This window comes from Phytomonospora sp. NPDC050363, assembly GCF_040655735.1.
Classification (GTDB): Bacteria; Actinomycetota; Actinomycetes; order Mycobacteriales; family Micromonosporaceae; genus Phytomonospora.
Genome location: NZ_JBFAKK010000003.1, coordinates 70711 through 91612 on the forward strand (window position 1 = coordinate 70711; position 20902 = coordinate 91612).

The window sequence follows — 20902 nt, forward strand, 5'->3', positions numbered from 1 at the left end:
GGCCGGGGACGCACCACCGGCTCAGGCCGCGGCGGCCTTGCGTTCGGCCTGCGTCAGCAGGAAGGCGATGCCGCCCATCAGGCCGAGGGCGAAGCGGACGAGGGCCTCGTAGTTGGTCAGGTCGGGCGAGTGCTGCATGCCGACATCGGTGTCGCTGCCGAGCAGGACCATCAGCCCCCACATGCCCCAGCCGAACAGCGAGCCGGAGCCGACCCAGGCAGCGCCGGTCACGATCCAGCGCGGGACGCGCGCCGGGCGGTCGCGGAGGTTGAGGAGGAGACCCCATGCGGCGAGGAGCGCGAAGACCGCGACGACGAGGCCGTTGGTGCGGCCGTTGCGGCTCATGGCGTCGGCGTGGTCGGCGCTGAGGCCGCCGGTGTAGCCGAACGCCCACGCGCCCTGGACCACGGCGACGACCATCGAGCCGATGGCGACGCACCACGTCAGGGGGACGCTCAGGGAGCGCAGTGCGGGGATGCCGGCGGGTCCCTCGCCGGCTCGGCCGGTGAAGGCGCCGGGCCAGCGGCCTCGCGCGTACAGCAGGAAGGCCACCAGGAAGGCGACTCCCTGTACGACGAACCCGGCGTAGACCATGCCGAAGACCCACGCGGCGACCGGCGGCGGTGGCTCGTCGGCGGGGGCCGATGGGAGCAGCGGGTCCCCGGAGAGGGCCGCCGCGAGGGCCTGGAAGGGCATGCCGACCACGATCTGGCCGAGCAGTCCGGTGCCGACCCAGACCGGGAACAGGATGAGCCAGGCCGGTGCCCGCAGGCCGCGCCGGAAGGCGAACACGCCCGCCAGGAGGGCGGCGACGAGGTCCATGCCGGCGGTGAACGCGTTGAGCGCGTCGAGCTGTGTCGTGTCGGCCATGTCGTTGAGGCCGGCGGTGCCGCCGAACAGCCAGTGGATCTTCAATATGAGGTAGGGCAGGGTGGCCACGACCAGGAGCCCGCAGGCGAGGCGGCGGACGAGGTCGGCCCATTGAGGGCGTGCGGTCTCGGACATGCCCCCAGCCTCGGGCGGACCGGCGGGAGAAACCTGCCCCTGCAGCGTGAAGAGCCTCCCCTGCATGGGGGAGATCGGCGCAGCCTGGGACATATCGCCCCATGAGCGGCGCGGAGCCGCCCCCTGGGAGGATGTGCCGATGGACCGCGCTCGTCTCCTCCGTCTCCTGCGCCGCATCGGCCTGTGGACCCTCGCCGTGCTGACCGTGCTCGTGCTCGTGGTATCCCTCGGGTTCGCCTACATCGTGCGGCGGTCATTCCCCACTGTGGACGGTGAGATCGCGTTGCCCGGGATGTCGGGACAGGTGGACGTCTGGCGCGACGAGCGGGGAATCCCGCAGATCTACGCCGACACCGCCACCGACCTGTTCCGCGCGCAGGGCTTCGTGCACGCCCAGGACCGCTTCTGGGAGATGGACTTCCGCCGGCACGTCACCGCCGGCCGGCTCGCCGAGATGTTCGGCGAGAGCCAGGTGGAGACCGACGCCACCGTCCGCGCGATGGGCTGGCGCAAGGTCGCCGAGCAGGAGTGGGAGATCCTCGACGCGACCACCAGGAGCTACTTCACGGCCTACGCCGAAGGCGTCAACGCCTACCTCGAAGGCCACAGTTCGGGTGAGATCAGCCTGGAGTACACCGTCCTGGGGCTCGACAATCCCGACTACGAGATCGAACCCTGGTCTCCGGTCGACTCCATCGCGTGGCTCAAGGCCATGGCCTGGGACCTGCGCGGCAACCTCAGCGACGAGCTCAACCGGGCCACGCTGGCCGACGCGGGCCTGACCCCGAAGCAGATCTCGCAGCTCTACCCGGCCTACCCGACCGACCGGCACAAGCCGATCATCCCCGACGGCACCGTCACCGACGGCGAGTTCGAGCTGTCCGACCCCGCTCAGGTCGGCGAGGACGACGGCGGCGAAGGCGGCGGCGAAACCGACGCCACAGTGGACGCCACGGCCGCCTTCGGCAGCGCGCGGAGCGCCTTCGACGCGCTCGCGGCGGTCACCGGCCCGGCCATCGACGGGATCGGGTCGAACTCCTGGGTGGTCTCGGGCTCGCGGACCGAGACGGGCATGCCGATCCTGGCCAACGACCCGCACCTGGCGCCGTCGATGCCCTCGGTCTGGTACCAGGCCGGGCTGCGCTGCCGCACGCTCAGCGAGTCGTGCCCCTTCCGGGTCACCGGCTTCACCTTCTCCGGCGTGCCGGGCATCATCATCGGCCACAACGCCGAGGTCTCCTGGGGCTTCACCAACCTCGGCCCCGATGTCACCGACCTCTACGTCGAGCGCGTCGACGGCGACAAGTACCTCGTCGACGGATCCTGGCTGCCCTTCGAGAGCGTCCGTGAGGAGACCATCAAGGTCGCCGGCGGGGAACCCAGGACGATCACCGTCCGTGAGACCAAGCACGGCCCGATCATGTCCGACCACGGCGGGGCCTACGACTCCCTGGCCGCCAACCCGCCGACGCCGAAGATCAACGAGGGCGGCGAGTACGCGGTCGCGCTCCAGTGGACCGCGCTGGAGCCCGGCCGCACCGCCGAGGCGATCTTCGCGCTCAACCGGGCCACGAACTGGCCGGAGTTCAAGGCCGCCGCCTCGCGCTTCGAGGTCCCCTCGCAGAACATGATCTACGCCGACACCTCCGGCAACATCGGCTACCAGGCGCCGGGCAAGATCCCGGTGCGCGGCACCGGCGACGGCACCTGGCCCTCCCCCGGCTGGGACTCCGGCTACGACTGGTCGGGATACATCCCCAACGAGGAACTGCCGTACACGATCAACCCCGAAGAGGGCTTCATCGTGACCGCCAACAACGAGGTCATCGGCGAGGAGTACCCGCACCTGCTCACCGAGGACTGGGCGTACGGATACCGCAGTGAGCGCATCCGGGACATGATCGAGGCCGACACCGACCTGCTCAGCATCGACGACATCCGGCTCATGCAGATGGACGGCCGCAACGGCGGCGCCGCGCCGGTCGTGCCGAAGCTGCTCGCCGTCGGCGCCGAGGGCACCGTCAAGGAGGCGCAGGACCTCCTGCGCGACTGGAACCTGCAGTCCGACCGCGACTCGGCGGCCTCCGCCTTCTACAACGCGACCTGGCGGCACCTGCTGCTGAACACCTTCGACGAACTGCCCGACTCGGCGCCCCCCGGCGGCGGCGAGCGCTGGTACGAGGTGGTCGCCAAGCTCATGGAGCAGCCCGACAGCCCGTGGTGGGACGACGCCGCCACGCCGGAGGTCGAGGACCGCGACGCGATGCTCTCGCGGGCGATGGCCGACGCGGTGAGCGAGCTGACCGAGCGGCTCGGCGACGACCCGTCGAGTTGGCGCTGGGACGAGCTGCACACGCTCACTCTGACGAATCCCACCCTCGGCACCTCGGGGATCGGGATCGTGGAATGGCTGTTCAACTCGCCCCCGGTCGGGGTGGCCGGCGGGGACGGAATCGTCAACGCCACCGGCTGGAACCCGGCGAAAGGGTACGAGGTCGACGCCGTACCCTCTATGCGAATGATCGTGGACCTGGCGAACCTCGACGGGTCCTGGTGGGTCAACCTGACCGGCCAGTCCGGGCACACGTTCAGCGCCCACTACGACGACCAGGTCCAGATGTGGCGTACCGGCGCGCTCACCCCCATGCGCTGGTCCGACCGCGACATCGAGGTCACCACCCGCGACCGGCTGAAGCTCACGCCCTGACGGCCCGTACCAGAGGAACCGACACCACAGTGGACACCACTACCAAGGCCGCCCCCGGGCCCGACGCCGACGACGGCGTGACAGAAGAGGGCGCGTCGCGCGGTCTGCTCGGCAACCCCAGGGCGGTCTTCTGGCTGCGGGTCGCCGCCGTCGTGCTGCTGATGGCGGTGGTGTGGATCCTCACCGACAGGTTCGGCGAGCACCACCGGCTGTTCGACTTCCGGATCTACCGCAAGGCCGTGCTGTTCTGGCTCGACGGGGACAACATCCTCTACAACTACTCACAGCCGGACAAGACGAACTACAACCTGGGCTTCACCTACCCGCCCTTCGCGGCGCTGATCATGATCCCGCTGGCGGTGCTGCCGTACGGGCTGGCGCTGTGGTCGCACCTGATCGTGATGTCGGCGGCGCTGGCGCTGATGTGCTACTGGGTGGCCACTCCCCTCGCCCGGCGCCTCAACCAGCCGGCGTGGTTCGTCTGCGGGCTGGTGGTGCCGCTGGCCTTCGCGCTGGAACCGATCCGAGAGTCGCTGAGTTTCGGTCAGGTCAACCACGAACTGGCCGTGCTCATCATCGGCGACCTGCTGTTCCTGTGCCGCCGCAACTCGAAGTGGGCGGGCATCGGGATCGGGCTGGCCACGGCGATCAAGCTGACGCCGGGGATCTTCATCATCTACCTGCTGCTGACCAAACGCTGGCGGCCGGCGTTCATGGCGATGTTCTGGGCGACGGCGGCGACGGTTCTGGCCGCGGCCTTCGACCTGCGCTCCTCGGTGAAGTTCTGGCTGGTGACCTTCTGGGACTCCAGCCGGGTCGGGATCCTCGACCAGACCTCGAACACCTCGATCAACGGGATGATCCTGCGGTGGTTCGACCAGCGCGACCCGAACTATCCGCGCTGGATCTACCTGCTGGGTGTGCTGCTGGTCGTCGGCTACGGGATGTGGCGCGCGGTGCGGGCCTACCGGCAGGGCGACGAGATCTGCGCGCTGACCATCGTCGGCCTGGTGGGCGTGATGGTGAGTCCGGTGTCGTGGATCCACCACAACTTCTGGATCGTGCCCGCCCTGGTGGTGCTGGCCGACGTGGCCTTGCGCAAGGGCGCCTGGACGAAGCGCTTCTGGCGCTGGGCGGCGCTGTTCCTGCTGGTCTACTGGTCCTTCGCGCTGACGATGAGCCTGCGCTTCGCCGAGGTGACCACCAAGCACTGGATCCACGGGCCGTTCTGGTGGATCGGGGAGAACTCCTACGTGATCCTCTCGCTGGTGCTGATCCTGATCCTGCCGATCAGGCGCGACACCGACACGCTCGACCTGGCGGACGGGAACTTCTGGCCGCGCTGGCCGTCACGGCTCGCGTCGTGGCCGGACCGGCGCCGGGCGGCGGCCGAGGCGAAGGCGGCGTAGCCCGAACACGATCGTGGCGATGACCAGGCCGGTCATCGCCACGGCCCCGGCGAGTTTCGTGCGCAGCGCGAGGTTGTCGCCGTCGGGCAGGGTCAGCGCGGGAAGCGCCACGGCCAGGACCTCGCCGGCGGTGCGCAGACGTCCTGTGTGGACGGACACGGCGAGGACCGCCAACGGCCACAGCACGTACCAGGGGTGGAAGACCGGCGACAGCGCCACGACCGCGACCAGTGCGCCCGTGAGGTGTCGCAGGATCGCGCCGGGGTCGCGCGCCTCGCGATAGGCGCGGACCCAGATGACGACGAGCGCGACGGCCAGCGCCGCCCAGCCGATGACGCGCGCGACCTCGACGGCGCCGGTGGTGACGTCGTGGCCGAGGGCCTTGCTGAGGGCGCCGACGGCCATGCCGACGGCGGTCGGGGGCGAGGTCCACTGGACGGAGTCGCCGGAGGAGGCCAGTCCGCGCAGCCAGCCCAGCCGCAGGCCGCTCGCGAGGGTGATGGCGGCGAAGACGGCGACGGTCCCGGCCAGGGGCGCCCAGGTCCTGCGGAGGAGCTCGCGGAAGGTGCGCTCGCGCATCAGCAGCAGGACGGCGAAGGGCAGCGCGATTCCGGCGGTGGCCTTGACGGCGACGGCCGCGCCGAGCAGAGCGCCCGACGCCAGGCCGCGGCGGTGGAAGGCGGCGAGGAGGCCGCACAGCGCCAGACCGATCATCAGCGCGTCGTTGTGGCCGCCGGAGACGACGTGGACCATCAGCAGCGGGCTGGCCAGCCCGAGCCAGGCGGCGCGGACGGGGTCGACACCGGCGCGCGCGGCGAGCCGGGGAACGGCGTAGGCCATGAGCAGGACCCCGAGGAGCGCGCCGACGCGCAGCACGGTCACGGCGACGGCGAGGTTCCCGCCCGCGACGGCGACGGCCGCTCCGGCGAGCAGTACCCAGACGGGGCCGTACGGGGCCGGTGTGTCATGCCAGATCAACGAGACCGAGTCGAGCCAGGGGCACGGGAGGGCCGCCGAACCGACCTCGTAGGGGTTGAGGCCGCCGTGGACGGTGGCGCCCTGGCAGGCGTAGGCGTAGAGGTCGCGGCTGCCCAGTGGCGGCGCGAAGAGCAGCGGCGCGGCCCACAGCGCGGCGGTGGCCAGGACCGCACGCAGGGACCAGTCGGCCTTGCGGGCGTGCCACCAGGCAACGCCGAGGGCGGCGAGGCCCAGTGCCCACACGCCGATCGCGGCGGCCGTGCCGGGCCGCGACAGGGCCATCTGGAGGTTCGACTTGAGGTCGGTGTCGGGCTTGGCGCCGCCGAGCCAGGCGGCCACGGCGAGCAGGACGCCGCCGAGGAGGCCGAGAAGGGTGATCGTGAGGCGGCGCACGGGGGCCATGGTCGCACACGGGAAGGTCGCGTCTTCGCCGTGACGTCGCCCTCCGGGTCGCTAAACTCGGCCTCAGTGCGGGCGGGGGCTCCCCGGAGGGGATCGCCGACGACCACGGCGCCCTCCGAGACAAGGGACGACCATGACCTTCACCGCGAGCGTATTCATCGGCACCAGCCTCGACGGGTACATCGCCCGCGATGACGGCGACATCGAGTGGCTCACCGCGCGCGGCGAAGACGTCGGCGACATGGGCTTCTTCGAGTTCCTCGACACCGTCGACACGGTCATCCTGGGGCGCACCACCTACGAGACCGTTCTCGCCTTCGGCGAGGAGGCGTGGGTCTACGGCGACCGGCGCGTGGAAGTGCTCAGCACGACCATCCCCGAGGGAGCCGACCCTCGGGTGACCGTCCACCGCGATCTCGACGCGATGATCGCCGCCCTCGACGAGCGGGGCGCGAAGCACGTCTACCCCGACGGCGGACGGCTCATCCAGTCGTTGCTGCGCGCCGGACGCGTCGACCGCTTCATCATCGCCACCGCCCCGGTCCTCATCGGCGGCGGGCACCGCCTGTTCGGCGACCTGACCGCCGACGTGCGCCTGCGGCACGAGTGGACCAAGACGCCCGGCGCCGGGTTCGTCCAGACCTCGTGGGCGGTCGACAGGCCCTAGATCGTGCGCCGGTGGGCCAGCTCCTTCTCCTCGTCGGGAAGCGCGTCGGCGGTCAGCAACCGGGGCAGCAGCTCTGGTTCGAGCGTCATGGCGCGAAACACCAACGCGACGGACACGTCGTGGCCGGGGCGGTGCACGATCTCGACGGCGTCGCCGGCCCGGATCTCACCCGGCTCGATCACCCGCAGGTAGGCGCCGGGCACGGCGGCCTGCGTGAACCGCTTGATCCACCCCGCGCGCTCCAGCCATCCCTGGAAGGTCGCGCACGGAATACGGGGGGTGGCCACCTCAAGGACCACCTCGGCGCCGATCCGCCAGCGCTCACCGATGAGCGCTCCGTTGACGTCGAGCCCGGCGGTGGTGAGGTTCTCCCCGAAGACGCCATTGGACAGCGCGCGGCCGAACTCCGGCTCCCAGCCGTCGAGATCCTCGCGCGCGTAGGCGTACACGGCCTGGTCGGTCCCGCCGTGCGCCCGCACGTCGTAGACGCGGTCGCCGGCCAGACCCACGGCCCCGGTGCCCTTCGGGCCGGGAGCCGACACCGCGACCGGGCCGTCGACCGGCCGCTTGTCGATGCCGGTCGCCGCCAGTTTCTTCCACGGGTTCGCCCGGGGCACGCCGATGTTGACCGAGAGCAGCCTCATGACCGCGACGGTACGCGTGGGCACCCCTGCGAGGCCACGCCTTTCCCGCCCCACCCGGACCCCCGTGCGACCATGTCCCCGATGCCGAACCCACGCCGCGCCGCCCCGACCGGCCCCGTCCCCGTCGCCACCGCCGTGGCACTGGTCCTGAGCGTCGCCTGGTGGCTCGCGCCGACCATGGGCACCGACACCTCCGCCCAGTTCGGGCACGCCGAGTTCTTCGCCAGGTACGGCTTCGCCCTCGTCGACTTCTCCTGGTACGGCGGAACCCAGGCCCTGGGGTACAGCCTCGTCTCGCCGCCGGTCATGGCCGTCCTCGGACTCGGCCTCACCGGCGTGCTCACCGCGACGGCGTCGACCGCGCTGCTCACCCTGATCTTCGTGCGGACCGGCCTGCCCCACCCGCTGCTCGGCGGGCTCGCCGCGGCGGTGACCATGGCCGGGAACCTCGTGTCGGGGCGCCTCACCTTCGGGCTCGGGGCCGCCTTCGGGCTGGCCGCGCTCGCCGTGCTGACGACGTCCTGGCGGCGCCCGCTCGTCTTGTCCCTCGCGGCCGCGGCGGCCGTCCTCGCCTCGGCGACGAGCCCGGTCGCCGGCCTGTTCACCGGCGTCGCGGCGGCCGCGCTGCTCCTGGTCGGCGAACGGCGCACCGACGGGCTGGTGGTGGGCGCCGCCGCCGCCGTGCCGATGGCGGTCCTGACGCTGCTGTTCGGCGACGGCGGCTGGATGAACTTCTCCCCCGACGACTTCCGGCGCTCGCTGGTGACCACGCTGGTGGTCGCCGGGATCGCGCTGGCCGCACGACGCCGGGTCGTCCTGGCCGGCGCGTTGATCACCGCCGCGGGCCTGATCGGGGCCTACGTGCTGCACACGCCCGTCGGCGCGAACGCGATCCGCCTGACCGTGCAGTTCGCGCTGCCGCTGGCGCTGGCGATGCTGGACGTGCGCGTACCGGCCTCCTGGCCCCGGCCCCGGCTCGTGGCCGGTGCGGCCCTGGCGGTCCTCGCCGCGCTGCTGGTGTGGTGGCAGCCGCCGGTCAATACCGGTGACCTTCGCGACGCCGGGAACCCCGCAGCCGAGACGTCCTTCTACGCGCCGCTGCTCGCCGAGCTCGCCGCGCGCGGACCGGTCGGGCGCATCGAGATCCCACCGACCCGGAACTACTGGGAGGCCGCGTACGTGGCCTCCGAGGTGCCGCTCGCGCGCGGCTGGCTGCGGCAGCTCGACATCGAACGCGATCCCCTGTTCTTCGACGCCCTGCCCGGCGGCCAGGAAGGCACCGGGGTGCCGCTCGACGCGGGGACCTACCGGGAGTGGCTGCTGGACACCGGCGTCTCTTACGTCGCCCTCCCCGACACCGAGTTCTCGTGGGTCGGCCGCGCCGAGGCCGCGCTCGTCGCGGGCGGACTGCCGTATCTGCGCGAGGTGTGGAGTTCGCCGGACTGGCGGCTTTTCGAAGTGGACGGTGCCACCGGAGTCGTCGCCGCGCCCGCGACGCTGGTGTCCTCGCGCGCCGACGGGCTCACCTTCGACGCGCCCGGGGCCGGGGACTATCTCGTGCGGGTGCGGCCGCTGCGGTGGTTGACCGTGAACGGTCCAGGCGCCCCCCGATGGCGAACGGAAGGCGCCTGGACGATCGTCACCGTGTCCGGGCCGGGCCGGTACACGGTCGCTTCGTGACCGCGGTCAGTGGTGGTGCGGCCGGTACTTCTTGGGGAGCTTGAAACCGTATTCGGCCATCACCGAGCGCAGGCGGTCGGGGTAGTCGGTGATGATGCCGTCGACGCCGTCCTCGATGAGTTTGCGCATGGTGGGCTCGTCGTCGACCGTCCAGGGGATCACCTTGATACCGCGCGCGTGGGCGGAGGCGACCATCTCGGCGGTCACGTAGGGCCGGTAGCCGGGGTCGGTGACCTTGCCGTTCTGCGGGAAGCCGTGGACGGGCGAGAAGGCGTCGGCGCCGAAGGAGTCGACGGCGGCGATCGGGTCGCCGCCGAAGTCGTCGATGTCGAGGCCGCCGAGCCAGGGTGAGGCGCCGGGCTGTCCGACCTGGAGGAAGTCGTAGTTGGTGAGGGCGACCAGGGGCAGGCGGGGTTCGACGCGGCTCATGCGCATCAGGGCGCCCCAGTCGAAGCTCTGGACGGTGACCTGGCGCAGGAGTCCGGCGCGGCGGACCTCGGCGGCGACGATCCGCACGAATTGTTCGCGGGGGGCGGTCTGCTCGGGTGCGCCGGCTTCGACCTTCGTCTCGATGTTGAGTTTCACGCCGTGTGCGCGGTGGCGGTGGACGAGGTCGAAGACCTGGCGGAGGGTCGGCATGGTCTCGCCCGGTTCGGCGCGCTGGCCGGGGAAGGCGGGGAGGGTCTGGGTGCCGCAGTCGAGGGTCTTGACCTGGGCGAGGGTGAGGTCCTTGATGTACTTGCCGACGTAGGGGTACTCGGGGTCGCCGGGGTAGAGGGGGGCGGTGTCGAGGCATTTGGTGCCGCTGATCTTGCGGTCGTGGGTGACGACGGCTTTCTGGTCGGCGGTGATCTGGACGTCGAGTTCGAGGGTGGTGACGCCGAGCCGGAGGGCGTTGGCGAAGGCCGGGAGGGTGCTTTCGACGACGAGTCCGAGGCCGCCGCGGTGGGCTTGGAGGTCGAAGGATCGGCGAGGGTGCGCTCCGGCGGGCGTGGTGGTGAGGGCGAGCAGCACGCTAGCGGCCGTCATGGCGGCGAGGGCGGTGCGCAGTGGTCTCATGGGCGACACCTTTGCGGGGGAAGGTGTACGGGGGGTGTCTTCGGGTTGAGCGGGGTGGCACATCGATCGCAACACGATAGCGTGTCGCCCGCGCGCCGGGAACCCGTGAGTTCGGGCGTCGCCGAGGGTGGGGGCGGCGGTGCGCCGGGGACCTGCTGGGTCGGGGGTCGCCCCGGGGCGGGGCCGGCGGGTTCGCGCCGGGTACCCGGTGGTTCAGGCGTGACCCCGGGCCGGGCCGGCAGCTTCGCGCCGGGTACCCGCCAGTTCAGGCGTAACAAGACGCCGGGGACCCGGCACCGGAGGAGGTGCCGCAGCCCGATCCCATGCCTGTCAGGAGGTTTCGTTAGCCTCCGACCAAGCAAGCACAGAAGTCAGGCGTCACCCCAGCCCGGGGACCCTGCCGCAGCCGGCCCCGCCCGCCGTCACTGCCTCCGGGTGTCCAGGCGTCACCCGACCCGGTCCACCACCAGCGCAGGCGTAACCCCAGTCCGGGGACCCTGCCGCAGCGTGCTGACCCGCCGTCACTGCCTCCGGGTGTCCAGGCGTCACCCCACCCGGGCCACCACCGGCAGGCGTCACCCCAGCCTCGGGGACCCTGCCGCAGCATCCCCCCGGCCGCAGTCACTCCCACCCTGAGCCCTCTCCCCGCCCACTGGCGCGCACACCGGCCGGGACCGCCAACTCAGGCGGCACCCCACACCGGGCCTCCGCCCTTCAGGCGTCACCAACCGCCGGGCCGGCAGCTTCGCGCCGGGCACCCGCCAGGTCAGGCGTCACCCCCGCCCGGGAACCCTGCCGCAGCCGGCTTGCTCACCGCAGCCACCCCCGCCCTCAGCCTCCACCCCACCCCACCCCACCCCAACCCTCAACCCCCAGCCCTCAAGGTCAACCCCCCGGCCGGGGGCTTCGCCCCCCGCACCCCCACCGGAGCTCCGCCCCGGACCCCGCCAAGGGCTCCGCCCCTGGACCCCGCCGGGACTCCGTCCCAGACCCTGCTGGGAGGCTTCGCCCCCAGGCCCCCACCAGGAACTCCGTCCCTGGACCCGGTCCTCTCGCCTCGGCTACAGGCCGTTTGGGCTCGGGCTATGTGCGGCCGGCTTCGCCTCGGCCGCAGGCCACCCAGAGCCCGCGGTGGCCGAACCCACCCTCAGCCCTCAGCCCTCAGCCCTCAGACCTCGCCCCGCTCCAACCTCGCCCCAACCCCAACCTCGCCTTAACCCCTACCCCATCCTCGCCGCGATCAGCAAGAACGGTGGGAGGCCTGCCCTCCTCGGCTGTTCCGCCAGGATCCTCGCGTTCGGTGCGGGTTCCGACACCAGGTCGATGGTGAACCCGCACATCACGAGCCCCATCGCGTACGACGCGATGGTCCGGTGCTGGTTCCCCGCCCGTCGGACGCCGGTGGCGTTGGCGGAGCGCCAGAAGCCTTCGTCGAGGTAGTCGCCGACGAGTCGTTGGCCGTCGGGTGTCCAGGAGGCTCGGGGGGCTTCGAAGCAGGGGTGGGGGACGGTGAAGGCGAGTCCTCCGCCGGGTTTGAGGACGCGGCGGGCGGCGGCGAAGGCGGCGGGGAGGTCGGGGACGTTGTTGTAGGCGAGGCCGGCGGTGACCCAGTCCATGGAGGCGTCGGCGATGGTGGCGAGTGTTCTGCCGTCGTCGACGGCGTACTTGACGCCTGCGGGGCGGGCCTTCTCGGCGGCGCGGGCGTATTCGATGAGTCGTTCGCTCGGGTCGATGCCGTGGGAGGCGGCGCCTCTGGCGGCTACGGCGCGGGTGATGATTCCTTCTCCGCAGCCGACGTCGAGTACACCGTGGCCGGTGAGGTCTCCGGGCAGTGCGTCGAGCAGTAGGTCGCGGGCGAAGTCGTGCAGCGCGGAACCGGACCGAAGTTTCTCGGCGTACCAGTCCGCGATCGAATCCCAGGTCTCGGCGCTCACGGGCGGCAAGCTTATCCGGCGGGCGCGACAGTTTTCTCCAGGTGCACGAGCATCACCCCGGTGCCGCCGGGTTCGCGGCGAATTTCCCGGTATCCGTGGCGCTCGTACAGGCGCAGGTTCGCGGTGGAGAGGTGGCCGGTGAACAGCGCGAGTTTCCCGACGTCGCCCGGCATCTCGTCCTCCACGGCGGCCAGGAGCCGGGTGCCGATTCCCTCGCCCTGCCGGTCGGGGGCGACCATGAGGCGGCCGACGTGCAGGACGCCGCCGTCTCGGCGCGCGCGGATCGCGCCGACGATGCGGCCTCGGTGGACGGCCTTCTTCCACGTCGTCGTGTCGAAGTCGGCGAGCAGCGAGTCGATGGTCTGGACGAGTGGCGGCAGGTCGAGGCGGCCGTACAGGCGGGCTTCGGAGAGGTAGGCGGCGTACTGGAGGGTCAGCAGTTCGCCGGCGTCGTCCGGGCCGGCCGGAAGGATCTTCACGTCGGGCATGACCGTGAGGCTAGTAGTAGGTCTCCGGCTCCAGCTTGACCGCGAGCAGGCGACGGAAGGACGCCAGCCGTTCGGCGCTGGCGTGACCGGCGGTGACCAGCTCGTCGAGCCCGCACTCCTCGTTGTCGCCGGTGTGGTCGCAGCCGCGCGGGCAGTCCTCAAGGCCGGGCACCAGGTCGGTGAAGGCGTGCAGCAGCGACTCCGCCGACACGTGCGCCAGCCCGAAGGAGCGGATCCCGGGCGTGTCGACGATCCAGCCGCCGGTGGGCAGTTCGAGCGCGACCGCGCTGGTCGACGTGTGCCGCCCCTTGCCGATCGCGCTGACCCTCCCGACGTCGCGCAGCGCGCCCGGCACGATCCGGTTGACCAGCGTCGACTTGCCGACCCCGGAGTGCCCGATGAGCACCGAGAGGCGGTCGGTGAGCAGTTCGGTGACCGGCTCGATCGGACCGTCCGGCGAGGTCGTGACGTACGGCAGGTCGAGGTCGGCGTAGTACTCGCGCAGCCCGGCCAGCGCGGTCTCGGCGGGCTTGCCGAGGTCGGCCTTGGTGAGGCACAGCAGGGGCGCGATCTCGGCGTCGAAGGCCGCGGCCAGGCAGCGGTCGATGAAGCCGGTGCGCGGCGGCGGGTCGGTCAGCGAGGTGACGATGACGAGCTGCGCGACGTTGGCGACGAGCACGCGCTCGGTGGGATCGTCGTCGTCGGCGGTGCGCCGCAGCGCGCCCGTGCGCGGTTCGATCCGCACGATCCGGGCCAGGGCCCCGTCGGCGCCGGAGACGTCGCCGAGCAGTGCGACGCGGTCGCCGACCACGACCCCCTTGCGGCCGAGTTCGCGCGCGCGCATGGCAGTCACGTTGGTGCCGTCGGTGACCCCGTCGACCCGGCACGTGTAGCGGCCGCGGTCGACCGCGATGACCAGCGCGGGCACCGCGTCCTCGTGCGTCGGCCGGATCTTCGTGCGCGGCCGCGAGCGCCGCGTCGGCCTGATGCGGACGTCGTCCTCGTCGTATACCCGTCGTTTCGTCAGGACCCTTCCTCCAGCATCCGTGTCCACATCCCCGGGAAGTCGGAGAGCGTCTTGGTCGTGCAGCTCACGTCGTCGAGGGACATGCCCTCGACGGCGAGGCCGAGGATGGCCCCGGCCTGCGCCATCCGATGATCAGCGTAGGTCTCGAACACCGCCGGAGTGAGGCGGCGCGGCGCGATGCGCAGGCCGTCCTCGGTCTCCTCGACCTTGCAGCCGACGCGGTTGAGCTCGGTCGCGAGCGCTTCGAGGCGGTTGGTCTCATGCCCCCGGATGTGCGCGACGCCGCGCAGCGTCGAGGGGGAGTCGGCCAGCGCGCACAGGGCCGCGATCGCCGGGGTCAGCTCGCTGACGTCGGACAGGTCGGCGTCGATGCCCTTGATGCGCCCGGTGCCCTTGACGGTCAGGCCGCGGTCGTCCAGGACGCACTCGCCGCCCATCTCGGTGAGCAGGCCGCGCAGGGCGTCGCCGGGCTGGGCGGTGTTGTGCGGCCAGCCCTCGATGGTGACCTCGCCGCCGGTGACCAGCGCGGCGGCCAGGAAGGGCGCGGCGTTGGACAGGTCGGGCTCGATCTCCCAGGCGCGGCCGGTGAGCTGGCCGGGTTCGACCTCCCACACGTTCGGGCGGGAGTCGTCGACGGCGCCTCCGGCGGCGCGGATCATCGCGATCGTCATCTGGATGTGCGGGGCCGAGGGGACCGGCGGGCCGATGTGGCGCAGGACCAGTCCGCGGTCGAAGTCGGCGGCCGACAGCAGCAGGCCGGAGACGAGCTGGCTCGTCTTCGAGGCGTCGACGGTGAGCTCACCGCCCCGGACGCTGCCGGTGCCGTGGATGACGAAGGGCAGCGAGCCGCGTCCCTCATCGCTGATCTGCACGCCGATCGCGCTGAGCGCCCGCAGCAGCGGGCCCATCGGGCGCTTTCGGGCGTAGGCGTCCCCGTCGAAGCGGACCGCGCCGGTGGCCAGCGCCGCCAGCGGCGGAACGAAGCGCATGACGGTGCCGGCGAGGCCGCAGTCGATGTCGGCCGGGCCGTGCAGCGGCTGGGGCCGGATGACCCACAGGTTGTCCTCGGCGGTGTTGACGCCGACGCCCATGGCGCGCAGGGCACCGGCCATGAGGGTGGTGTCGCGTGCGATGAGGGGGTCGGTGAGGCTGCTGTGCTTCACGGCCGCCGCGGACAGCACCAGCGCCCGCGCGGTCATCGACTTCGACCCCGGGAGGGCGACGGTCGAGATCACGGGTTCGGTGGCCCGGGGGGTTTGCCACGGTGTGGGCGCTGAGGTCTGCTCGGTCACGCCGATCAGCGTACTGTTTCTGCCATGTGCGGGCGTTACGCATCGACGCGGAGTGCGACGGATCTGGCGGCTCTCTTCGAGGCCGTCGATGACACGTCGGGGGCCATCGAGCCCGGATTCAACCTTGCGCCGACCAGGTCGGTGCCCATCGTGCGGGTCTCGAAGAGCCTGGAGTCGCGGGCGGTGTCGCCGGCGCGCTGGGGGCTGGTGCCCAGGTGGGCGAAGGATCCGGGGATCGGCAGCCGGATGTTCAACGCGCGTTCGGAGACGGTGACGACCTCGAACGCGTACAAGAACGCCTTCAAGCGCAGGCGCTGCCTCGTGCCAGCCGACGGCTGGTACGAGTGGCAGAAGCTGCCCGACGGGACCAAGCAGCCTTTCTACATGACCTACGACGACGGCGAGCCGCTCGTCTTCGCGGGGCTGTGGGAGACCTGGGGCGAGGATCCGCTGATGAGCATGACCGTGCTGACGACCGACGCGCACGGTGGCCTTGAGGACATCCACGACCGCATGCCGCTGGTGCTCACCCCCGATCGCTGGGCCGACTGGCTCGGGGAGTCCGACGACGTCGAGTCGCTGCTCCTGCCGCCCTCTCTCGAGGTCATCGCGGCCATCGAGGCGCGTCCGGTGTCCAAGGCCGTCGGTAACGTACGAAATGATGGTGCGTTCCTTACCGACCGCGTTGAGGCGGCGAGTGTTCGAGGGGTCGAACCCCCTGTCGAACAGGATGGGGCACCCACCCTGTTCTAGGGTGTTTTAGCACTGTTCGTTCCCGGTCGTACAGTTCCCTTTTCGCGTCAAGCCTTGTCCGCCCCTTGTGCCGCGGGTTAGAACACAGCACCGGTGCGGGAGGAATTCCGCGCCGGTTTCCGGGGCGGGAATCCATCACACCACCAGCGAACTCCTGCCCCGACTGACCACATTGGACAGTCACCATGGGGAGGTGGGTCAATGACCCGCGCGAGATTGCCACGGCCGGAGGAGGTCGCCGCCGCGCGCGCCGACCACAGGCTGCTGAACGCACGCGAGGAGCGCCCGGTCGACGAGACCTGGCGTGTCAGGGGGAACTGCCGCTCGGTGGATCCCGAGACGTTCTTTCCGGCCGCCACCGAGGCGCCGGACATGGCCGTCGCGGTCTGCGGGGGATGCGTCGTCAAGGCCGCATGCCTCGCCTGGGCGCTTGAGACGGCCGACGGCCACGGTGTCTGGGGAGGCACCACTCCGAGGGAGCGGAGGGCCATGGTCGTCGCCTGGCAGGACCGTGAACCCGCTTTGGCGGGGCACTGACCGGAGTTGATCGACTTCGGAGCGTAACCGGGGGTCCGATCGGTCGTTAGAGGAAGTGAACCGGCACATCTGGCTCGTCCAGAGGCGGTCTTTCGGGACCGCGCCGACCTCCCAGGCCCTTCCTGGCTCTGGTGGCAGGCACCGCCACCAGAGCCAGGAAGCGCGAGGCGCCGGCGCCGCCGCGTCTTCCCCGGAAACAGGGAGGCGTTCGTCACTCCGGCCCGGCGGAATTACTCCCACCACAGTGGCGTTCTCCCCTCCGTAAGGGATGAAGGGAGCCACCAGACGTGATGACCAAGGTGCGTAACCAGCCCGGAGGGTCTGGTGCGGGGTCGCGAGACGAGACGACCGAACAGCTGCGTCGTCTTTTGGCCGGTCCGGCCTGGCCGGTTACCGGTTCTCCCGTCGAACCCAGCGGCGTATCCTCAGCGGGGATGATCAACCCGAGGGGGACGAAGACCTTGCCGCAGGCGCCCGACGCTCCGGAAACGGTCGAGGAACGCGGCTCGCGCTTCGAGCGTGACGCCATGCCGTTCGTCGACCAACTCTATGGCGCCGCCCTGCGCATGACGCGCAACCCGGCCGACGCCGAGGACCTGCTCCAGGAGACCTTCCTGAAGGCCTTCGCCGCGTTCCACCAGTTCCGCGAAGGCACCAACCTCAAGGCCTGGCTGTACCGGATCCTGACCAACACCTACATCAACTCCTACCGTCGGCGTAAGCGCCAGCCGCTTCAGTCGCCGACCGAGGAGATCACCGACTGGCAGCTCGCCGAGGCCGAGTCGCACACGTCGAGCGGTCTGCGCTCCGCGGAGACCGAGGCACTCGACCGGCTGCCCGACAGTGACGTGAAGGAAGCCCTGCAGCGCCTGCCGGAGGACTTCCGGCTCGCGGTGTACCTCGCCGACGTCGAGGGCTTCGCCTACAAGGAGATCGCCGACATCATGGGCACTCCGATCGGGACGGTCATGTCCCGTTTGCACCGTGGGCGCCGCCAGCTGCGTGACATGCTTCAGTCCTACGCCGCCGAGCGGGGTTTCACCCACTCCGGCGCGGACCCGGAAGGGGCCTGAGGTGAGCTGTGGGGACCCGAATGAGGTCGACTGCCGAGAGGTGCTCTCCGAGGTGTACTTCTACCTCGACGCCGAATGCGCCGAGGCGCGCCGCGAGATCATTCAGCAGCACCTCGACGAGTGCACGCCCTGCCTGAGAGAGTTCGGCATCGAGCAGGAGGTGCGCGCGCTGGTGCAGCGATGCTGCCGCCAGGAGGTCGCGCCGAACGGGCTCAAGGACCGCCTCCGGGAGAAGCTCTCGGGCTTCGACCTTCCTCGGTAGAGGCGCGGCCGGCTCGTCCGGAACCGAAGGCGTGAAGACGTGAGCAAGGCGCGGGGCCGAGGGGTTCCGCGCCTTCTCGCTGCCCGGGCTACGCCTTCTGCGATTCCTCGCCGGGGGTGAGCAGGGTTTCGGCCGCCTTGACGGCGGCGCTGGCCAGGCCGTCGACGAGCGGGTCGTCGGCCATGTGGATCTCGTTGGCAGAGACCAGCCCCTGCGCCACCGACAGGGCGGCGTCGCGCAGGTTCTCGCGGTCGGTGCCCTCGTCCTCGAAGAACACGAACCAGCTCGTGTGGACGGTCATGATCGCCTGGAAGGCCCGCACGCGCGTCTCAAGGTCGGCGCCGGGCTCGTACATGAGCCGGTGGAGGGCGCCCATGCGCTCCTTGAAGTGCTTCCCCTTGTCGTCCATCCGGCGGACCGTCGGCTGGTTCTCGTGGAAGAAGCGGATCATGTCGTGCTTGTCGATGATCAGGTCCATGTAGCGGCGCAGCACCTCGCGGCGCAGTTTGGGGCCGCGCGGCTGTGCCTCGCCCCAGGCGATGAGGTCGTGGACGGCGCCGCCGAAGTCCTCGAAGTAGCTGGTGAGGATGTCCTCCTTGGCCTTGAAGTGGTAGTACAGGGCGGCCTTGGTGACGCCGAGACGCTCGGCGATCTCCCGCAGCGAGGTCTTCTCGTAGCCCTGCTCAAGGAACAGCTCTAGTGCGACACGTTGAATACGTTCGCGGGTGCTGGACATCACAAACCCCATTACTTACTTGACGACCGGCTAGCGGCGACTTAAGTTTCACATATCACTTGCCGGTCGGCAAGTAAGTACTGCTTGAGAGGATCTTCCCATGTCTCAGGCTACCGACGCCTCCCCGCCGAAGATGCGGCGGGAAATCCTGGTCGTCATGCCTGGTCTGATGCTCGCGATGCTGCTCGCGATGCTCGACAACACCATCGTCGGCACGGCCATGCCGGTCATCGTCGGTGAGTTCGGTGGCTACGCTCACATGTCGTGGGTGGTCACGGCCTACATTCTCGCCGCGACGATCTCCACGCCGCTGTACGGCAAGCTCGGCGACCTTTATGGCCGCAAGCGTCTGTTCATGTTCGCCATCGCGCTGTTCCTGGTCGGTTCGGCCGCCTCCGGCGCCGCTCAGGACATGGGCCAGCTCATCGCCTTCCGCGGTCTCCAGGGCCTCGGCGCCGGCGGTCTGATGGTCGGTGTCATGGCCATCATCGGCGACCTCGTCCCGCCGCGCGAGCGTGGCAAGTACCAGGGTTTCATGGCCGCGGTCATGATGCTGGCGATGATCGGCGGCCCCTTCATCGGCGGCTTCCTCACCGACGCGATCAACTGGCGCTGGACCTTCTACATCAACATCCCGCTGGGCGTCGTGGCCCTGCTGGTGGTCGCGTTCACCCTGCACATTCCGCGGCACAAGAACCAGGCGCGGATCGACTACCTGGGCATCGTGCTGCTCAGTATCGCGGCCGGCTCGCTGGTGCTCCTGACGACCTGGGGCGGCACCGAGTACGAGTGGAACTCGCCGCAGATCCTCGGCCTGGGGGCACTGGCCGTCGTGGCGCTGGTCCTGCTGATCATGGTGGAGCGCAGGGCCGCCGAGCCGGTGCTGCCGCTGCGTCTGTTCAAGGACCGCAACTTCGTTCTGATCAACGCCGTCGGATTCCTGCAGGGCTTCGCGATGTTCGGGGCGATGACCTTCATTCCGATGTACCTGCAGATCGTCAAGGGGCAGTCGCCGACCGAGTCGGGTGTCACCTTCATTCCGATGATGCTCGGCGCGATGGTGGCGTCGCTGCTGTCGGGTCAGGTGCTGACCAAGACCGGCAAGTACAAGATCTTCCCGATCATGGGCGGCGTGATCATGATCGTCGGCATGGCCCTGCTGACGATCCTGAAGGTCGACACGTCCCTGTGGGTGATCAGCGGGTTCCTGATCATCTTCGGTGTCGGGCTGGGTCTGATCATGCAGGTGTCGATGGTGGTGGCGCAGAACAGCGCGCCGCAGCGCGACATCGGCGTGGCCAGCAGCACCTCGACGTTCCTGCGCAGTATCGGCGGGTCCTTCGGTGTGGCGCTGTTCGGGGCGATCTTCGCCAACCAGCTGACCAACTACTTCACCGGCAGGCTGCCGGGGGACACGGCGTCGAACTTCACCGGTGGCGGAGCGGGTCTCGACCCGTCGCAGATCAAGGAACTGCCGCCGGAGATCCTCGGGGTCGTGACCACCGGGGTCACCGAGGCGATCACCAACGTGTTCATGTGGAGCATCCCGTTCGCGGTGGCCGGGCTGCTGTTCGCGCTGTTCGTCAAGCAGGTGCCGCTGCGCACCGCGGGTCTGCCGGGCGGGGACGACGCGAAGGGCGCGCCGGACACCGTCGAGGCGGACGCGGCGAAGATGTCGGCGATGCACTGAGGTCGTTGCGTGCGCGTCGGCGTGTGCGCCAGTGGGCGGCATGTGGCGCGTGAGCGTTGAGCCGCGCGCGGCGGGTCAGGCCGCGCGGGGTACGTGAAGGGGGCGGGGTTCAGGCGCTTGGGTGCCCGGGCCCCGCTTTCGCGTCGGGTTGCCGTGCCGTCACAACACGAAGCTAGCGCGGACCTTGTGACCTGTGGCACACTCTGACGTCGACCGTGATCAATAGATCACGATCGATGATCATCCAGTCCGCGATCATGGAGGAACCGTGAAGTTGATCAAGTCCGCGAGCGACGCGATGCTCAGCCTGCTCGTTCCGAAAGCCGAGGCGGGTGCGTGCTGCAGCGATCAAGGTAAGCGGAAGACCGTCGCCTGCAATATTCATTCGCACAAGGTCTGCGTCCTGAACTGCCAGTGTGTGTGGGTGTGCGGCGCCTGCGTCCCCAACTAGGCGCAGATTCCACGTACCTGTTCTGAGCGAGCGCGACGCGAAGATTCGCCCGAGGCCGACGCATGGGAGTCCGGTGACTCGGCGCGGACGCTTTTCGGACGATCGGCA

Annotated in this window: 19 protein-coding genes; 10 read left to right on the plus strand and 9 right to left on the minus strand. The window is 70.4% G+C overall.

Translation table 11 applies throughout. The features are described 5' to 3' along the window. Positions 1-21: 21 nt before the first annotated feature. Positions 22-1005: a hypothetical protein gene (locus AB0I28_RS08400; protein WP_357490981.1), complete on the minus strand. Its 984-nt coding sequence runs from the start codon at positions 1003-1005 to the stop codon at positions 22-24. Positions 1006-1144: 139 nt separating this feature from the next. Between AB0I28_RS08400 and AB0I28_RS08405 the strand changes: the two genes are divergently transcribed. Together AB0I28_RS08405 and AB0I28_RS08410 are read left to right on the plus strand one after the other, a co-directional pair. Then, the gene (locus tag AB0I28_RS08405; protein WP_357490983.1) at positions 1145-3712 is read left to right on the plus strand and encodes a penicillin acylase family protein; all 2568 of its coding nucleotides are present in this window, start codon (positions 1145-1147) and stop codon (positions 3710-3712) included. A gap of 29 nt (positions 3713-3741) precedes the next feature. Next, positions 3742-5121, plus strand: a complete 1380-nt coding sequence (locus tag AB0I28_RS08410) for a glycosyltransferase family 87 protein (RefSeq protein ID WP_357490985.1) — start codon at positions 3742-3744, stop codon at positions 5119-5121. On the opposite strand, the gene mptB is transcribed toward AB0I28_RS08410, so the two are convergent. Next, the gene (gene mptB, locus AB0I28_RS08415) at positions 5062-6492 is read right to left on the minus strand and encodes a polyprenol phosphomannose-dependent alpha 1,6 mannosyltransferase MptB (RefSeq protein WP_357490986.1); all 1431 of its coding nucleotides are present in this window, start codon (positions 6490-6492) and stop codon (positions 5062-5064) included. The two genes, AB0I28_RS08410 and mptB, sit on opposite strands and share 60 nt — an antisense overlap. Positions 6493-6634: 142 nt before the next feature. Between mptB and AB0I28_RS08420 the strand changes: the two genes are divergently transcribed. Next, the gene (locus AB0I28_RS08420) at positions 6635-7168 is read left to right on the plus strand and encodes a dihydrofolate reductase family protein (protein ID WP_357490988.1); all 534 of its coding nucleotides are present in this window, start codon (positions 6635-6637) and stop codon (positions 7166-7168) included. On the opposite strand, the gene AB0I28_RS08425 is transcribed toward AB0I28_RS08420, so the two are convergent. Then, positions 7165-7812, minus strand: a complete 648-nt coding sequence (locus tag AB0I28_RS08425; RefSeq protein WP_357490990.1) for an MOSC domain-containing protein — start codon at positions 7810-7812, stop codon at positions 7165-7167. The genes AB0I28_RS08420 and AB0I28_RS08425 overlap by 4 nt on opposite strands. An 81-nt stretch (positions 7813-7893) precedes the next feature. On the opposite strand from AB0I28_RS08425, the gene AB0I28_RS08430 reads away from it, so the two are divergent. Beyond that, on the plus strand, positions 7894-9492 hold the full coding sequence (locus AB0I28_RS08430; protein WP_357490992.1) for a hypothetical protein: 1599 nt from the start codon (positions 7894-7896) through the stop codon (positions 9490-9492). Between the two features lie 6 nt (positions 9493-9498). Here the strand turns inward: AB0I28_RS08430 and AB0I28_RS08435 are convergent, their stop codons facing one another. The 5 genes from AB0I28_RS08435 to aroA all read right to left on the minus strand — a co-directional run bounded on the left by AB0I28_RS08435 (position 9499) and on the right by aroA (position 15292). Then, on the minus strand, positions 9499-10551 hold the full coding sequence (locus AB0I28_RS08435) for a glycerophosphodiester phosphodiesterase family protein (protein ID WP_357490994.1): 1053 nt from the start codon (positions 10549-10551) through the stop codon (positions 9499-9501). A 1220-nt stretch (positions 10552-11771) separates the two neighbouring features. Next, positions 11772-12485: a methyltransferase domain-containing protein gene (locus AB0I28_RS08440; protein WP_357490996.1), complete on the minus strand. Its 714-nt coding sequence runs from the start codon at positions 12483-12485 to the stop codon at positions 11772-11774. 11 nt (positions 12486-12496) lie between these two features. Further along, positions 12497-12973, minus strand: coding sequence for a GNAT family N-acetyltransferase (locus AB0I28_RS08445; protein WP_357490998.1), 477 nt, complete (start codon positions 12971-12973; stop codon positions 12497-12499). 10 nt (positions 12974-12983) lie between these two features. Continuing rightward, the gene (gene rsgA, locus AB0I28_RS08450) at positions 12984-13925 is read right to left on the minus strand and encodes a ribosome small subunit-dependent GTPase A (protein WP_357491949.1); all 942 of its coding nucleotides are present in this window, start codon (positions 13923-13925) and stop codon (positions 12984-12986) included. A 71-nt stretch (positions 13926-13996) separates the two neighbouring features. Beyond that, complete coding sequence (gene aroA, locus AB0I28_RS08455) at positions 13997-15292, minus strand: 3-phosphoshikimate 1-carboxyvinyltransferase (protein WP_357491000.1); 1296 nt, start codon at positions 15290-15292, stop codon at positions 13997-13999. Between the two features lie 24 nt (positions 15293-15316). On the opposite strand from aroA, the gene AB0I28_RS08460 reads away from it, so the two are divergent. The 4 genes from AB0I28_RS08460 (at position 15317) to rsrA (ending at position 17917) form a co-directional block, all read left to right on the plus strand. Continuing rightward, positions 15317-16045 (plus strand): SOS response-associated peptidase, encoded by a 729-nt coding sequence (locus AB0I28_RS08460; protein WP_357491002.1) that lies wholly within the window; start codon positions 15317-15319, stop codon positions 16043-16045. A 201-nt stretch (positions 16046-16246) separates the two neighbouring features. Further along, the gene (locus AB0I28_RS08465) at positions 16247-16582 is read left to right on the plus strand and encodes a WhiB family transcriptional regulator (protein WP_357491003.1); all 336 of its coding nucleotides are present in this window, start codon (positions 16247-16249) and stop codon (positions 16580-16582) included. A gap of 290 nt (positions 16583-16872) precedes the next feature. Next, positions 16873-17655 carry a sigma-70 family RNA polymerase sigma factor gene (locus AB0I28_RS08470; protein WP_357491005.1) on the plus strand — a complete coding sequence of 261 codons (783 nt, stop codon included), beginning with the start codon at positions 16873-16875 and terminating at the stop codon, positions 17653-17655. 1 nt (position 17656) lies between these two features. Next, complete coding sequence (gene rsrA, locus AB0I28_RS08475) at positions 17657-17917, plus strand: mycothiol system anti-sigma-R factor (RefSeq protein ID WP_357491007.1); 261 nt, start codon at positions 17657-17659, stop codon at positions 17915-17917. Positions 17918-18005: 88 nt separating this feature from the next. Here rsrA and AB0I28_RS08480 read toward each other — a convergent pair whose 3' ends face one another. Then, entirely contained in the window at positions 18006-18653 is a 648-nt protein-coding gene (locus AB0I28_RS08480; protein ID WP_357491009.1) for a TetR/AcrR family transcriptional regulator, read from the minus strand. A gap of 100 nt (positions 18654-18753) precedes the next feature. Between AB0I28_RS08480 and AB0I28_RS08485 the strand changes: the two genes are divergently transcribed. Further along, positions 18754-20343, plus strand: a complete 1590-nt coding sequence (locus AB0I28_RS08485; RefSeq protein WP_357491010.1) for an MDR family MFS transporter — start codon at positions 18754-18756, stop codon at positions 20341-20343. 268 nt (positions 20344-20611) lie between these two features. Then, a complete protein-coding gene (locus AB0I28_RS08490) occupies positions 20612-20794 on the plus strand; it encodes a hypothetical protein (protein ID WP_357491012.1) in 183 nt (60 codons plus the stop codon). The last annotated feature ends 108 nt before the right edge of the window (positions 20795-20902 follow it).

Excerpts from the sequence above, each read along its gene's own strand:
- AB0I28_RS08445 (WP_357490998.1), bottom strand. The coding sequence starts at position 12,973 with ATGCCCGACGTGAAGATCCTTCCGGCCGGCCCGGACGACGCCGGCGAA.
- AB0I28_RS08480 (WP_357491009.1), bottom strand. The coding sequence starts at position 18,653 with ATGTCCAGCACCCGCGAACGTATTCAACGTGTCGCACTAGAGCTGTTC.
- AB0I28_RS08430 (WP_357490992.1), top strand. The coding sequence starts at position 7,894 with ATGCCGAACCCACGCCGCGCCGCCCCGACCGGCCCCGTCCCCGTCGCC.
- AB0I28_RS08405 (WP_357490983.1), top strand. The coding sequence starts at position 1,145 with ATGGACCGCGCTCGTCTCCTCCGTCTCCTGCGCCGCATCGGCCTGTGG.
- AB0I28_RS08465 (WP_357491003.1), top strand. The coding sequence starts at position 16,247 with ATGACCCGCGCGAGATTGCCACGGCCGGAGGAGGTCGCCGCCGCGCGC.
- AB0I28_RS08460 (WP_357491002.1), top strand. The coding sequence starts at position 15,317 with ATGTGCGGGCGTTACGCATCGACGCGGAGTGCGACGGATCTGGCGGCT.
- AB0I28_RS08485 (WP_357491010.1), top strand. The coding sequence starts at position 18,754 with ATGTCTCAGGCTACCGACGCCTCCCCGCCGAAGATGCGGCGGGAAATC.
- AB0I28_RS08420 (WP_357490988.1), top strand. The coding sequence starts at position 6,635 with ATGACCTTCACCGCGAGCGTATTCATCGGCACCAGCCTCGACGGGTAC.
- AB0I28_RS08470 (WP_357491005.1), top strand. The coding sequence starts at position 16,873 with ATGACCAAGGTGCGTAACCAGCCCGGAGGGTCTGGTGCGGGGTCGCGA.
- AB0I28_RS08400 (WP_357490981.1), bottom strand. The coding sequence starts at position 1,005 with ATGTCCGAGACCGCACGCCCTCAATGGGCCGACCTCGTCCGCCGCCTC.
- AB0I28_RS08425 (WP_357490990.1), bottom strand. The coding sequence starts at position 7,812 with ATGAGGCTGCTCTCGGTCAACATCGGCGTGCCCCGGGCGAACCCGTGG.
- AB0I28_RS08435 (WP_357490994.1), bottom strand. The coding sequence starts at position 10,551 with ATGAGACCACTGCGCACCGCCCTCGCCGCCATGACGGCCGCTAGCGTG.